Source organism: Paenibacillus glycanilyticus, assembly GCF_023715145.1.
GTDB lineage: Bacteria > Bacillota > Bacilli > Paenibacillales > Paenibacillaceae > Pristimantibacillus > Pristimantibacillus glycanilyticus_A.
The window spans coordinates 144,519-158,207 of sequence record NZ_JAMBNP010000002.1 but is presented as its reverse complement, the minus strand read 5'-3'; the positions used below and the strand labels follow the sequence as shown (position 1 = coordinate 158,207).

Below are 13,689 nucleotides of genomic sequence, written 5' to 3'. Positions count from 1 at the left end.
GGCTAAGCGTTATTCACCTGCGCTGTCTTGGTTGTAAGCGGATTGCTGAAGGTTGATACGTTTACGAGAGTATCGCCTTCTTGCTCAACCGCCAGCACCTCAATGGCATAATTCGTGTCAGGAGCAAGGTTCGTAAGATTAAAATCTGTGCCGGCAGTTGTACCGGCCAGCGCTTTATCGACATAGACTTCATAGGCTGTTGCACCCTCTGCCGCATTCCAATTGACCTTTATGCTGCGGCTGCTGACGGAGGCGGCTTGCAGGCCGGCTGGCGCTGAGAGCGCATCGGCATCGGGAACGCCGCTGACAGGAAGATCCTTCGCGAGCCGCGTCGTTAATACCCGGTTACGGTCGCCGCTAATATCCCAGCTCATGACTCCCGACAAATCAAGCGACTTCGCAAGCGATGCGATATACATCATCGAAGATTCGTCGTTATAAGTAAGGAACACGCCGTTGGCCGCATTGTACAGGTACGAGACTTTGGCTTCGTTATTCCATGCATGCTCGTAGCCTTCATGATTCAGATAGTTTACTTCTATATCGGTATAATCAAATATGCCGTTCTCCCATGTGCCAAATGGAGTTGCGCTTGCACATGCCGCATACTAGCCCCCAGCCTCGCAGCCGGTCCAGCCTTTGCCGTAGAATGGAATGCCTATATTCACTTTATAATTCGGCACGCCTCCGTTCAGTTCGGCCAGCACGGCACCCAGCACGTTGTTGCGCTTTGCATAATCCTTCGGATGATTCTTGTCAAAATAAAGAGGAGAATTGTGATGGGCGAGCGTATCCCAGCTTCCGCTGTAGTCATACGTCATAATATTGATAAAATCCAGATGGTCGGATGCTTCACCAAGATTCGAATTGACAACAAAGTTATCCCCTTGCCCCGAAGCGATCGTCTGCAAATAATATTTGCCGTCCTCCGAGCCGGCAGCATCAAGTGCCTCTCTTACGGTCTGCGCCATTAAGCCGAAATTTCCCTTGTCCTGCGGGTTATGCGAATTATCCTCTTCGCCGCCCTCTACCGGGTATTCCCAATCGATATCTACGCCGTCAAGCTTATAAGCTCTAAGGAATTTCACGACGGAATTGGCAAAGGCGCGCCGGGTCTCTTCCGTGCTGGCCATATTCGAGAAATTATTGGACCAGGACCACCCGCCAACCGAGATTAGCAGCTTCAGGTGAGGATTGGCATCCCGGATCGCCGCCCATTCTTCAAACAGCGCCAAATCCGACGACGGATCCCCTACAATGATCTCGCCGTCATAAACATAATCCGTTTGAGTTGGAATCGAGGCATTCTGGCAAGCCGCAGCGCCGGAACCAAATCCTCTCCAGCATAAATCCGCAAAAGCGAGATTGACATGGGTAATCTGCGTTACGTCTACATCAGACGGATGGAAGTTTCGTCCCGTGCTGCTAGGAGACCAAAGCGTATAATAGGTGACGATATTATAATCGGCACCGGGAACAACGTCCAGCTCCACGCTCTCGGGAGAACGCCAAAGCTCATTTTTCGCCGCAACCTTGAAGCTGTAGCTGTTCCCTTCCATAAGTCCGGTCGCCACATAACGGTTCTCGCTGCTCGAGCCAAGAAGCTGGCCGTTGGCATAGATATCATAACCGGTCGCTCCGGCCGTCTCCGCCCATCCAAGCGAGACGGTCGTTCTCGTTGCGGTTACGGCCTGCAACCCTCTTGGGGCGGCGAGCTCTCCCCACGTTACCGTCACGGCGTTGCTGTTTGCCGATACCTTCGGCAGATTCTGAGCGCCTACCTCAAACTTGTATACGGTACCGGCAGTATTGCCGCCTTCGGGAAGCGTATAAGATACCGTATTGGATCCGTCCCATATCCCCTGCTCCCAGCCGCCGTTCACATAGAGATCATACCCGTTGGCTCCCGGACTGCCTGACCACTTGAGGGTAATGCTTGTATCGGTAACCGCTGCCGCATGCAGATGCCCCGGCGGGGAAAGCGGAGGCTCGGGATATTCGCTCGTATCGGGAGCGGTCGTAAACTCAATGACATTACTTTTGTATTCGAGCGACGGCCGGTCGGCAAACCACGTAATATACACGCGGTACGTCGTCTCCGGCGTTAATCCGCCGATTTCCTGTTTACTCCGGTCGCCCCAGGTCATCCATGCATTCGTATCTGCGTTCCAGACATCAATATCATTGTTATTCGTTTCGTCACCAACCAGATCCCAAGCGATCTTTACCGAGTTATGGGTGACGATATCCGCGCCATTATCATCCTTGGCGATACGCAGATTGGCAGGTCCGGTCTTCACGGGTGCCTCAGCCCCTTCCTCCGCCCGCGCATGTGGCGCAAACGCCAGCACTCCGGTCAATATCGAGACCACTAATAACAAAGGGAGATTCCAGATAGATCTTCTCATCGCTAATAAATTCAATGATTTCACCTCTATTGGATTTGGATATGGATTTGCATTTGGATCTGCAATCGGCTCGCTGCTTGGTGCAGGCAATCTTCCCATCCATCACCGCCTTGTTAGTTAATGTCATTAAAGTTATTAATTTCTAGTAAATCCATCATGGAACAGGAACGGCAAATTGGTAAGGTGGAAAATTCCATTATGAAGGGATATTATAACGTTATAAGGTTTTAATGGAGGGTATTTGATTGCACAAAAAAAGACGTTCCTCTCCATTCAAGAGAGAAACGTCTTCTGCTTGTTCAGTTATTTTTTTGTCAGATCAACGCGCTTCTCTTCCCCGTTCCATTTCACCTTCGCTCCAAGTGCTTCAGCCAGCGCGCGGACGGGAACGTAAGTAATTCCTTTTTTGTCGTCATAATAGCCGTCATCCAGCTTCTGCCCGTTTACATACACCGAAATTGTCTCCATGTCCTCATCCGCCCTCTCCTCCTGAGCGTCAACGATTTGAATAAGATCAAACGACGTCAGGTTATTGGATTTAATAATCGACAACAGCTTGGCGGCATAATCCGGATCGGTGGCATAGCCGCAAGCATGCAGCGCTGCGCACTGCGCCTCCGGCGTCTTTGCTGCCCGGACGCGGTCGTAGCGGCTTTTGGTGAACAGCAGGTCCTGGTCTTTGTAAAAATCATATACGGAATCATACGCCCGCCAGTCCGCCTTCTGGGTTACCCGGGTCCCGTTGTAGACCTCCCAAGTGGAAGTACAGACCGTACGTCCTTTCCAAAAAGCATTGGGAATCCCGCTGCCTACCTTATAACCGCCAAGATTATTCCATTCATGGATTTTCCCGCCGGTCTCCAGCCAATTCTGCGCCATACGCACGCTTGGCAGAAGCGGCGAGCCTTCCTTCCAGACCTTCACGACGGTATCCGACAAAAAGGCGAAAAAATCCTGTCTATTCAGCTTTTGGGTCATGTTGCAAGGCACCTCCTTCCGATTGTTGCGATTATTCGATCAAGAGTTCATATTCCGTTATGGCAACGCCAACTTTACTTCCCCCAGGATAATCGGACAAGCTCCCGTCCTGCCCATTGTAGTAAGAAGCGCCTGCCCGCAGCGCGGAAGCAATCTCGACAATTCCCCGAATGGCAACCTCCACATGTTGTCCTGCGGCGCCATCCGATACGGCTACCCCAAGCGGCGTTAAGTAAGGCTTCCCATAGGACAGTCGTTCTCCGTCACTATACGCGGTCATATAGATCTGGTTGCCGTCCGGATCCGCGCCTATGCAGAAATACTGCTGATTACCAAGCGGAAGCAAGACAGGCAGCGTGCCTTCCGAGCATGGGAACGGGTAATGCCGGTCTTCCGGATTTGAGCCCGTGCTTATATCGAGCAGACCAAGAAACATCGTTTGATGCGGATCGGCAAGCGTTGGTCCCCTTCCGTTCTCCCATCTGGCCTGATAGAATACCGCGGCTTTGCCGTCAGCGCCAGCTTCGATAGTTACGCCTGAAGTTTTCCGGTTTACCGATCTGGTCTCCGCATGCTGGTACAGCTTATTGTTAGCGAATCGGTATGGCGTAAGCTCCAGTAATTCCCCGTTTGTGTTATGGGTCGTAAACTGGATAAATCCGCCTCTGCCATCGGCGATGATTCCTTTTGTCGTACGGTCATTCAGCTCGAAATACTTATCTGCCAGCTTGCATAATAAGCCGTTCTCGCCTACCTCTACCACAATCATTTTGGAATCGGTGTGGATTGCGGCCAGATTTGGACCAATCAAAGCGGCCGAAGCCTTCATTCTCTGATAATCCAGGTACTCGACCTGATCGAGAGGCGTAAAAGTTACGCTGGCATCGCTGATCAGGAAGCGGATTACTCTCGCTGTAACGGAGAAACTCGTAGTTACTCCAACATGAAGCAAATAACCGTCGTCTAGCTTTAAAAATTGACTGGTGATATACATCTCCGACAAACGAAAGCCGGTTGTTGTTTTCCCGCTAAGTCCTGTGCTTGTAATACTGCCCGTTAATAGCTTCAGCTCTTCGTACGAACTCCCTCTGTTCAGCTGATTGGAATCATAGGAAGGCGTAATGCGCTGTTTGTATTGCAGAGCTATTACGCCGGGTGCCAGTTCCACGATGGATAAATTATCGACATGGCTGTAAGAGAACGTATGGGATTGTATCGGCTTATAACCGCCTTCAGCCGGCTGGAGAACCGACAGCTTGCCATGCCATGTATCCCGCTCCCGATAAGCGATAACCACATAGCCGTTAGATAAGACTACGGACGCCGTGCTTCCGCTGATTACGTTATGATCGCCGGTTGCCGAATGGAATTCGCCGATGCCGGAGCTGATAAAACGGACCGGGGACCACCCGCAGCGGAACAGCTTCAACCTGCCTTGGCCTGCGGCAATAAACCCGCTTGCGGCATAAGGACAATAGACGAAGCTGTAAGCGCTGGCCCCTCTGTCCCATATATTAGTCAGCTGCTCTTTCCAGTTGAGATCGTCGATTATATTCTGGTCGGGCGCCATCTTGAACATTAAAGCCTGGGTATAGGCATAGTCCCGCTCAGGCTCATGGTTGAAAGTAAGCACGAACAAGGACTGGCCGACAGCAGTCAGCGTCAGCTTATTGCTATACATGCCTTTGACCGAGGTCAGTACGGCTTTGCCTGTAATCTGCTTGATGTTCCCGTCTTTGGTATCGAAGAGATTCAAGACCAGTGCTCCTGATTCTTTATAGCAGACAGCCGTCACGAACCGGTTATCCGATATTCTCACCGCATCGTAGAAGGAGTCGGTCACGTTGCCGGTTGACGGCCCTCCGTTAACCGGAATATTCGTTGCCTCCCGCAACGTAATTGGATGAAAGGTCAAAGCCGAGTCCAGCTTTATGCTCAGAATGAAATGGACCGGAGACAGCACCCAGTGCTTAAGCTCAACCTGCCAGCTGACTCCCGTGCTGATGCCGGACTTCTCGCCAAGCGCGATCCTCTCTCCATTCCAAGTAATGATTCTCGTCGCAAGAGAGCCCTTTGTATCCGAATCTTTCACCCAGTAGCTGGCTGCGAACATGCCTGCCGAAAGCTTGCTGAAGGCAAATTCCGAGTACAGGTTTGCTGCGGAATCAATCTCGGTGGCATCCCCTTCAAAGGCGATGAGATCGTTCTGGCCGATGTTGCATACGGATGCCTTTAACCTCCAAGGCGCTGCTTTCGTGCAGTGCCATACCAGCAGAAACCTGTTATCGCTCAAACTCTCGATCGCGGTCATTGAGTTTGAATACAGCTCTGTCCGGAACGTCTCGCCAAGCTGCAGACCGTTATCGTTCCACCTGATCGTCAGCATCGTCCACAACGAGGTATTGTGTTCCAAATAACAAAGGACGCCCATCTCTTCCGAGAGCGGCTTGAATTGGAGCTGATTCATGCCTTCTATTCCATAGATCGGCAGTCTCTTTACTGCGGATACAATTAGCCCGTCTGCTTCCGCCTCAACCCGGTAAATAGAAATGAGCTTTTGCGTTGTACCGATATGCAGGTAGCTGCTCCCGCCAATCGGATGGAGAACCATGCTGTATTCCTCGCTGTTCAGATAGAGAACATCCGGACTGAACCGGGGCAAGGCATCGACTGGCAGCTCGGCATTGCGATAAAGCTCGTTATTAAAAAGGGTAACGACGTCGCCTTGCTCAATCGACTCCCCGGGCGCAACCGGGAATGCGCGTCTGATGTAAGCTGTACCGCCGCCTCCACTCGTGAGACCTTTCAAGGAGCTATACACCCGGAATCACCTCAACTCCGGATATATCAAGCGACAACGCGCCGGCAATCGCCTGGGAGGCCGCTATCTTCGTTCCTTTCGGTAAAACGGTCTCAAACGAGAATTTCACCGTATCCTCTCCGCCGATACTGGTCCCAATCCGCTGCGTCTCAGCGCCGGCTGTTTTGCCGGGACGGATAATAAACAGCTTCAGCTTAGCTCCCATGCTGGTTGTATTATGGATAACGATACTCTTCAGAATCGTCTTCTGCTGCAGCGTCACCAGATCCGTCAGCGCAATGCCCGGCTGCCCCGCATAGAGATCTACTGCGGAATAGACTTCATAAGCCATGTTCTATCCTCCCATCCAGTGCAGGCAAAGCGCGTTGCTTATTTTCACATTCATTTCCTTCTTCAACTGCTCGAGCTTCTCTTCCGTTTCATCCAGCGCCTGGTTCACCTTCTGCGCTCCGGCGTACAAGCTGTCCGGGGCAGCCGGATCCAAATTAATTCGGTTCGTCTTGCTCATCGCCACTCCCCCGCTCCTCTTAAGATAGCGTCACCATCAGTCTCTTCGCCCTCGGCGTCTCAGCCTGGCTGTTGACCGAATTGGCCTGCTTAATCCGAATCCGTACCTTCTGCGAAGCAGCAACCGGCGCTTCGTATTTGAACTGCGTATAGAGTCCCAGCTGCTGGCTCACTCGGCCAGTAGGGAAGGCAACCCATGTCGTCCCCCCGTCAATACTGTACTCCACGCTTTGCGAAGTACCGGACGGCGTGTGAAAATCGACGTAGACCGTTATCTTCGTAAACGTTTCGTTTGTGAACCATTCCTTGCTGACATAAGTCCCGTTTGTCTTAAAGGACAACGCCCCGGCGCCAATTGCTCCCGTCTGGATGACCGGTGAGCTCTTGGCGTTACCCGTCAGCAGAGCACGAACGTATACATCCTCGGTTAGGGTTCCAAGTCCCGTAACGCCGGCATCGTTCAGCGCATACCAGCTGGTTCCGTTTGGCGACCATTGCCACTGCAGATTGCTGCCTTGCGGAACAACCTGGCTTGTCGAGAGGAGCAGCTGGGATATCGCAATCGGCAGCGGCAAGCTTCCGAAGTTCAATTTCCCGGACGGCTTCTTGAACTCCGCTGCATACAGCCGGAACTTCAAATCCATATCCTGGTGAGGGGTCCAGGCCGTTGCGTTGGAGCTGGAGAACAACAAGCCCACCGTATACGGCTGACGGGAAACGATATTGCCGCTGATGAGGTCTTTGCCGCTCATCTTGGCCACAAATACGCGATATTGACTCGAGCCTGTCAGCACGACAACGGCATATTCCACATTGGGCTGAAGCAGAACCGGATCGCTGAATACGAACTTGGTCGGCACTTCACCCTTCAGCGACACCTTTACCGCGCTGGCTTCCAGCACCTTGGATGCAAGGACGGTCGTGCCCGGATAGCCATTTACAACATTGCGAAGCTGCACGGTCACCGGCTTGGCCTGATAGCCGCTTGCGCCCGATGAATCCGCGTCCCTCGTCTCGAAGTACAGCTCTATACTGGTAATAAACCGCTCCTCCGGCAGCAAAAAGGTCTGCGCCAGCGGATCAATCTGATTCCACCACGGCACCTGCCAGAAGGTCTGCTCAATAATCTGTTTTCGGCCGACACCGACATAAGATGTTCTTGATTCATTCTGAATCTGGGCCACTTCTACCCCTCCTACACGTAGTTAAAAATACGGACTTCCCTCGTACCTGTCCGGATATTCGGCGGAATGGCAAAGGTAGCGATAAACTTGCCCGCTCCGTTAGCCTTCATCGTGCCCGTCTTTGTCCCCGCCTCGTAGCCTGAATACGGAACGAGTGATACTTCTACGCCGTCGAAGGTTGCCTGCAGATTGTTGCTGTTCGGCTCGAAGCCTTCTCCGTATACGGTCACGACCCGCTGGCGGATAAACGGAATATTCTCATCCAGAATGATGCGCGTCTCCGACCGGTTCCCGGTCCACCACGCATCCCACCATCCCCATACGGTCTGATAGACATAAGAGGTCTCCACCCAGGAGTCCTGGGAAGGGGTAAGCCGGATCGTCGCCTGGGAGCCAAATACCTGATACGGATTAACATTAAGAGCTTCCGTTCCGTAGCTCTGATCTATAATTAGCTGCTCCGTATAATCAAGGGTCAGGAGCCGTTCGTGCTGCTTCACCGAATCCAGGCTTTCTACTTCCATCTGTACGAACAGCTGGTTCACCGGAAGCTGCAGCGTCTGATTAACGGGATCAATCATAGCTTCGAAGCCTCTCTCAAGATCCGCGCGCTCAAAGTTGGTGAAGTTATCCGTAAAAAAGCCCTTCTTGAACGTGGCAGGGTCGGAAATCTGGGCCGTCCGGTCGAGCTCCAGCATCGCTTGGTTATATTCCGCACGCTCCAGCCTGTCAAGCAAGGAACGCAGCTCCAGCATCGTCAGCCTCTTCGGCTTATGGTTAACGACAACAACATCGGAGCTTGCAGGCGGATATTGCAGCTCGCCAAGCTCCAGAACATCCGGCGGGACCGGCGGCGAAGGCGGATGAACATCCGATTGACCGGTCACAAGCTGAATCTGCCCGTCTGCCGTCAGATAGAATGCGTCTTTGCGCGACAGGTAATAATCATAGGTAACGTTAAAGATCGAACCGGCCACCGGCAGATCCCCGCTCAGCCAAGTAACCTCGCTTTTTCCCGCTTCCAGCTTGTAATCCGTGCCCTGCGCCATCTGCTTCATATATTCGAAGGTGACGCGGTACGTCTCGCCGATATTAGGCCGGGCTGTGCCGATCGACCAGTCCACGCTGTTCTCGGCAAGCTGATAATCCTTGCCCTTCACATAGGTCTTCGTCCCCTGCACGATACTTACAATATCAACAACGGCATCCGTTGGCAGGACATCCTGAGCGGTTGATCCGCCTCTCGTGATACTGATATCCGACAGCCTCACTCTGGCCGTGATCTCCTGAATGGCCTTAACCGGCTTGCTGTTCAGCGAATAGTGGGTCGTGCCGGCAACAAAGGTTTTCACCTCATCGGATACTCTTCGCGAATCAAGCGATTTCTTTAGCTTAATCCTAGTTGGCACCAGCCTATTAATCTCGTAGCCCAACACGTAAGCTTTGCCCGCTTCGATAACGAGCGTTACGTAATCGCCTTCGGCTGGTTCAATAAATCCGTCCATGCCCGAGACGAGGAAGCTTCCGCTTGTGTCATAGGTTCTTCTGGCAAGCACCGGCGTGAAGCCTTCGAGCTCCGGAGGAACCTTCGCGGTGACCGCTTCCCCATCGGACAACCGGTACATGGGAATAGCCGCCGCGTCGTTCAATACCCATTCGGGGGTGACAACCAGCCGATCCATGCCCGGCGAACCGAAATTGGCATATCCAACCGCCGGATCAAGCAGATCTTTTTGCATTTCATAGGTGATGGTAGAGTACGTAATCTTGAGGCCGATAATCTCCTCGCCTACGCCTTCGATTGGAATTCTCTTCTCCCCGATATCATGGATGACACCGTCGAAATAGACGGTTGCAGGGAAAATAATAACCCTCTTCTTATCGTCCTGGACATAGATCTGTCCGCCTTCGATAATATGGCCCGAGCCAAATATGACATCGCCCATCCGCTTATCCCGGTGAAGGGAGAGCGACTGGATCTCGTTTAATTCCGCCGACTGCAAACGTCTGCCGCTTTGCGCCTGCAGAGCAACCCAGCGTTTGTCCGGGGCGAAACGATTGTATACACTCATTAGACGCTCCTCCTAGAACTCCACAATAAATTCGAGAAACTCCCGTTGATCTTCCGTCCGGTGAATGGGCGAGCGGTTATTGACGACCAGCGCATAACCGTGGCTGCTTACTTCCTCTGCCTTAACGGCAAGCTTGCCGGGCAGCGTATCCTCGGCCAAGGCAAGCTCCGTTACAATGGCGCTTTGCCGATAGCTGACAGCCGGCAGCTCCGTGCCGGTAATCCAGGCCGCTACATAGACCCAGCGCGCGAGGCTCAGCATCGCTTCCTCCTCCGTAATCATTCTCCATCGCTGCTCGAACTGGATAATATCCCCGTCCGGATCAGGTATAACAAAGCGCACCTTCTCCGCCTTTTTGTAGCCGATTGGCTCACTAAGCAGCGAGGAGCCGGATACCTCGGGCACGCTGTCCGATTCATTCCAAGGTGTCTGCTTGCCGATTCCGATCCATATATTGTCGGTACGTACGAGATGAAGCGCCTGAAACGCCCGCATCCCGGCAACCGAAGCCGTATAACTGACTCCCATGTGTTACTCCTCCTAAAAAGAATATCGCGCTTACGTGCGATAATTCTTGCTTCGTAAGCTTTTCCTATGGATTTGCCTGAACAACGGTTACAGCGGACTGCTGAATGCGCAGCTCCTTCTCTGTAAAGGACAGGTTATCGGTGAAGAACACCCCCGGCGACCACCAGGCCCCCCGCTCCGCTTCGGCCTTGCTGCCGGAATATAGCGTTGCCGCAAGGCCGGTACTCACCTTATAACCGCTCACCTCTTCATAGTTCAGCTTCGTTTCCCGGTCCGGTCCCGGATACAGACTGCGCAGCGTCCCGGACTTCGGAGTGTCCAGCTTGACATACTGCTTCATCGTAACCGCGAGCCAATATTTGAAGCCGGCAAAACCGCTGATCTGAATCAGCTTCCGGACCACCTCGACCTGCTCCGGATTCACATAGATGGCTGTAATTAACGGGCCAAAAAACTCGCCGTCCGGGAACATGGCATCATCGCCCGATAAGGTATAGCCGTCGTCCGGACTTAAGCGGAAGGTCTCGAGGGCTGACAAACCAAGCGCATCAATCGTTTCCCTGTTCAAGGTTCCGGAAGAACGCAGCTTGGCAAGCAGCGCTTCCCGTTCTTCCTCCTGCAGCTCCTGCTTCCACAGATACAGCCATTCTTCCGGAGATTCGGATAAAAACAGGGAATGGAGCAGCCGCCCTTCTACATCGGGAATATCAGGCGCCGCCGCATCCATAATGGCATTCATCTGCCTGCTCTCATGATAGTAGTCAGGCAAATATTGAATAAGAGGCGAGGTCACAGGATAATCACCTCCGCCTGAAGGCTCCTGTCAATCGGCAGCTCCAGATTCGCTTTCGGCTCTATGATGGAGGCATCGGTCGCGCCGGCCGTAATTAATGCCGCCACGATCTTGGACAAGTAGATCGTCCCGCCGATATCAACCGTTCGCAAATACGCGTATACCGCATTTTTCGCGGCTGCTTCATTCAGACCAATCACCTTCGCCTTAACGGTCATCGGCTCCGGAATAACCGGCTTCACGATGACGTCAACGCCAAGGGGCTTCTTCAGCTCAATTAATTTCTGCACCTCCAGGCACACATGCTCCAGATCCCCGTCCGCCCCTACTACAACATCAACGGTACCAAGCCCGCGGCTGCAGTTAATCGCTTCGGCATAGGTAACGCCGGTCACCGACAAAGCCCATCGCTTGTAATCCGACTCGGTACCCCCATGCTCGGGATTTCGTTTCTGGTACAAAATGCGGCCCCGCAGCGATTCGTCCGGCTCTTGATTCAATCCTCCCGCTGCGGGGCTTATATTGTTAACCGTCCAAATATCCTTTACCGGATCAAATAAGAGACGGATCGTATCCGCATTGACATTGCCAATTACACCCGGCTGCTTGCATCTCGCCGTTACCGTCGTATAGCCCTGGCTTCCTATAACTGCCTCCCCGGTGGTTGCAAAGGAAATATCCGAATTCTCGATCCCGACCGTTGTCCCTTCCGGAATAACGGCGTTTACGATCCCGGTAAACGTCAGCTCGACCCATGCGGCTGCCGCGGGCGTCCGGTCAAGCCCGTAATCCTTGGCAATAAGATCAAGGAACCTTCCTTCGGCCGTGACGGCAAATGCCTGCTCCAGAATACTGCGGAATTTGCTTTCCTCGATCCACAGCTGCATGGCGATCGGCGCCAGCGCATCATAAATGATAGAGCCTTCGCTTTTGTCCAGCCCGTTGTCTACGCGGTCAAGCAGCTGCTGCAGCTTCGACTCGAAGCTAAGCGTATTTGCAACGTTCAAGCTACAACACTCCTTCGTACCGGATCATGCCTTGCGCAGAATCAACCTTAAAGGCCGTCTTCACTTCATCGTTCTCCCACAAGATCTCGAAATCGTAGACACGGCTGATTCTTTCATCATAGATAAGGGCTTCCGTAATCATCCGGATCATTTCCACCTGAATAAAGCCCTGCGTATACGCTTTGCCCAGCATCAGCTGCACCTCGCAGCCGTAATCCTGAGAATAAACGGGGTAAGCAAAGCGGATCGTTTGAATCGCTTTATGTATAAATTGCTTGATGGCATCCAGTCCATCGATTTGACGGCCGATTTCGCCCGTCTCCAGATCAAGACTGTAGGTGCGCAGGACCGGCTTTTTCTTCACGATAACATCCGGAAACCCGATATCGGGGGTAAGCCCCATGTGCTCTCCGCCTTCCTGTTAGCGATTAGTAAGTTACGATCCGGTCGAAAACAAAAAACTTCTGTCCGCCTTCAAACGTAATGACCATTACTTTATCGCCTTTCTTAAGCAGATCGTCCTTCTTGTCGTCATTGATGTAATGCAGCTCGCCTTCCTCCAGGCTAAAGTCTTTGTCCGCCAGCTTGACCTCAACCGAATAGGGATGGGTATGCGGAATGGCCTGCGACGGATCCGTATTGCCGCTGAACGTCTGAGCTCCGATTGTCGTCTTCCCGCTATTGGTCAAATTCACTTTGCGCTTCACCCGGCACAGCCGCTCGGCGACAACGATCAGCTCCTTCGGAATAATCAGCTTGTCGCTTCCCTTCAGCTTAAGCTTCAGATCGGGCGGCTCCGAGACAACTTCTGCTTCCATCAGCTCCGGCAGCTTCATCGCCTGAATGCTCTTCATGCTATGCTGCTTAATTAAGTCCCCAAGCGACATGGATACACCCGCCTTCGTTAATATTGAACAATACGGTCGATGATGAAAAATTTCTGTCCTCCGTCAAAGGTCATCACCATCACCTTATCGCCCTTCTTCAGAAGATCATCCTTCTTGTCGTCATTGATATAATGAAGCCCGCCTTCCTTCATCTCGAAGCTCCGGTCCGCCAAGGCGACCTCCAGCTTGGACGGATGATCATGCGGGGTATTATTGGGCGGCGGCAGCGGATGCGGCATCATCGTAATCGTCATATCAAAAGACTGTTTGCCAACTTCCGTCTTGCTGCCCGCTTTAAGATGGACCAACTGCTTCACCTCGCATAGATGCTCGGCGATCACAATCAGCTCTTTCGGGATAAGAAGCTTATCGCTTCCCTTCAGCTTAAGCTCAAGCTCCGGAGGATCCTTCGTAATCTCCGCCTCCATCAGCTCCAGCAGCTTAAGCGACCTTGCGCTCTTCATGCTATGCTGCTTAATCAGTTCTCCCAGCGACAAGCGCCTC

General features: G+C 52.7%; 13 protein-coding genes and 1 pseudogene. All 14 read right to left on the bottom strand.

Annotated elements, in window-relative coordinates:
• Positions 1-2: 2 nt before the first annotated feature.
• Positions 3-374 carry a fibronectin type III domain-containing protein gene (locus M3194_RS05920; RefSeq protein ID WP_251653185.1) on the bottom strand — a complete coding sequence of 124 codons (372 nt, stop codon included), beginning with the start codon at positions 372-374 and terminating at the stop codon, positions 3-5.
• Positions 363-2,147 (bottom strand): annotated as a pseudogene (locus tag M3194_RS05915) (glycosyl hydrolase family 18 protein); the annotation flags it as partial. The gene M3194_RS05920 and the pseudogene M3194_RS05915, both read right to left, overlap by 12 nt.
• Before the next feature lie 564 nt (positions 2,148-2,711).
• The gene (locus M3194_RS05910) at positions 2,712-3,386 is read right to left on the bottom strand and encodes a glucosaminidase domain-containing protein (protein WP_251652415.1); all 675 of its coding nucleotides are present in this window, start codon (positions 3,384-3,386) and stop codon (positions 2,712-2,714) included.
• Positions 3,387-3,417: 31 nt separating this feature from the next.
• Positions 3,418-6,195, bottom strand: coding sequence for a DUF2190 family protein (locus M3194_RS05905; RefSeq protein WP_251652413.1), 2,778 nt, complete (start codon positions 6,193-6,195; stop codon positions 3,418-3,420).
• A gap of 4 nt (positions 6,196-6,199) precedes the next feature.
• Positions 6,200-6,538, bottom strand: coding sequence for a hypothetical protein (locus M3194_RS05900; RefSeq protein ID WP_251652411.1), 339 nt, complete (start codon positions 6,536-6,538; stop codon positions 6,200-6,202).
• Between the two features lie 3 nt (positions 6,539-6,541).
• A complete protein-coding gene (locus tag M3194_RS05895) occupies positions 6,542-6,715 on the bottom strand; it encodes a ribbon-helix-helix domain-containing protein (protein WP_251652410.1) in 174 nt (57 codons plus the stop codon).
• Between the two features lie 19 nt (positions 6,716-6,734).
• Positions 6,735-7,898 (bottom strand): hypothetical protein, encoded by a 1,164-nt coding sequence (locus M3194_RS05890; RefSeq protein ID WP_251652408.1) that lies wholly within the window; start codon positions 7,896-7,898, stop codon positions 6,735-6,737.
• An 11-nt stretch (positions 7,899-7,909) separates the two neighbouring features.
• Positions 7,910-9,970 (bottom strand): DUF4815 domain-containing protein, encoded by a 2,061-nt coding sequence (locus M3194_RS05885; protein ID WP_251652406.1) that lies wholly within the window; start codon positions 9,968-9,970, stop codon positions 7,910-7,912.
• 12 nt (positions 9,971-9,982) lie between these two features.
• A complete protein-coding gene (locus tag M3194_RS05880; RefSeq protein WP_251652404.1) occupies positions 9,983-10,498 on the bottom strand; it encodes a hypothetical protein in 516 nt (171 codons plus the stop codon).
• A 64-nt stretch (positions 10,499-10,562) separates the two neighbouring features.
• A complete protein-coding gene (locus tag M3194_RS05875; RefSeq protein WP_251652403.1) occupies positions 10,563-11,291 on the bottom strand; it encodes a hypothetical protein in 729 nt (242 codons plus the stop codon).
• The gene (locus M3194_RS05870) at positions 11,288-12,298 is read right to left on the bottom strand and encodes a baseplate J/gp47 family protein (protein ID WP_251652401.1); all 1,011 of its coding nucleotides are present in this window, start codon (positions 12,296-12,298) and stop codon (positions 11,288-11,290) included. The genes M3194_RS05875 and M3194_RS05870 overlap by 4 nt, the downstream gene beginning before the upstream one ends.
• 1 nt (position 12,299) lies before the next feature.
• The gene (locus M3194_RS05865) at positions 12,300-12,701 is read right to left on the bottom strand and encodes a DUF2634 domain-containing protein (protein ID WP_251652399.1); all 402 of its coding nucleotides are present in this window, start codon (positions 12,699-12,701) and stop codon (positions 12,300-12,302) included.
• A 25-nt stretch (positions 12,702-12,726) separates the two neighbouring features.
• Positions 12,727-13,185: a DUF2577 family protein gene (locus M3194_RS05860; protein ID WP_251652397.1), complete on the bottom strand. Its 459-nt coding sequence runs from the start codon at positions 13,183-13,185 to the stop codon at positions 12,727-12,729.
• A gap of 17 nt (positions 13,186-13,202) precedes the next feature.
• Positions 13,203-13,682, bottom strand: coding sequence for a DUF2577 family protein (locus M3194_RS05855; protein WP_251652395.1), 480 nt, complete (start codon positions 13,680-13,682; stop codon positions 13,203-13,205).
• Between the last annotated feature and the right edge of the window lie 7 nt (positions 13,683-13,689).

Excerpts from the sequence above, each read along its gene's own strand:
- M3194_RS05920 (WP_251653185.1), bottom strand. The coding sequence starts at position 374 with ATGAGCTGGGATATTAGCGGCGACCGTAACCGGGTATTAACGACGCGG.
- M3194_RS05910 (WP_251652415.1), bottom strand. The coding sequence starts at position 3,386 with ATGACCCAAAAGCTGAATAGACAGGATTTTTTCGCCTTTTTGTCGGAT.
- M3194_RS05900 (WP_251652411.1), bottom strand. The coding sequence starts at position 6,538 with ATGGCTTATGAAGTCTATTCCGCAGTAGATCTCTATGCGGGGCAGCCG.
- M3194_RS05895 (WP_251652410.1), bottom strand. The coding sequence starts at position 6,715 with ATGAGCAAGACGAACCGAATTAATTTGGATCCGGCTGCCCCGGACAGC.
- M3194_RS05885 (WP_251652406.1), bottom strand. The coding sequence starts at position 9,970 with ATGAGTGTATACAATCGTTTCGCCCCGGACAAACGCTGGGTTGCTCTG.
- M3194_RS05880 (WP_251652404.1), bottom strand. The coding sequence starts at position 10,498 with ATGGGAGTCAGTTATACGGCTTCGGTTGCCGGGATGCGGGCGTTTCAG.
- M3194_RS05865 (WP_251652399.1), bottom strand. The coding sequence starts at position 12,701 with ATGGGGCTTACCCCCGATATCGGGTTTCCGGATGTTATCGTGAAGAAA.
- M3194_RS05860 (WP_251652397.1), bottom strand. The coding sequence starts at position 13,185 with ATGTCGCTTGGGGACTTAATTAAGCAGCATAGCATGAAGAGCATTCAG.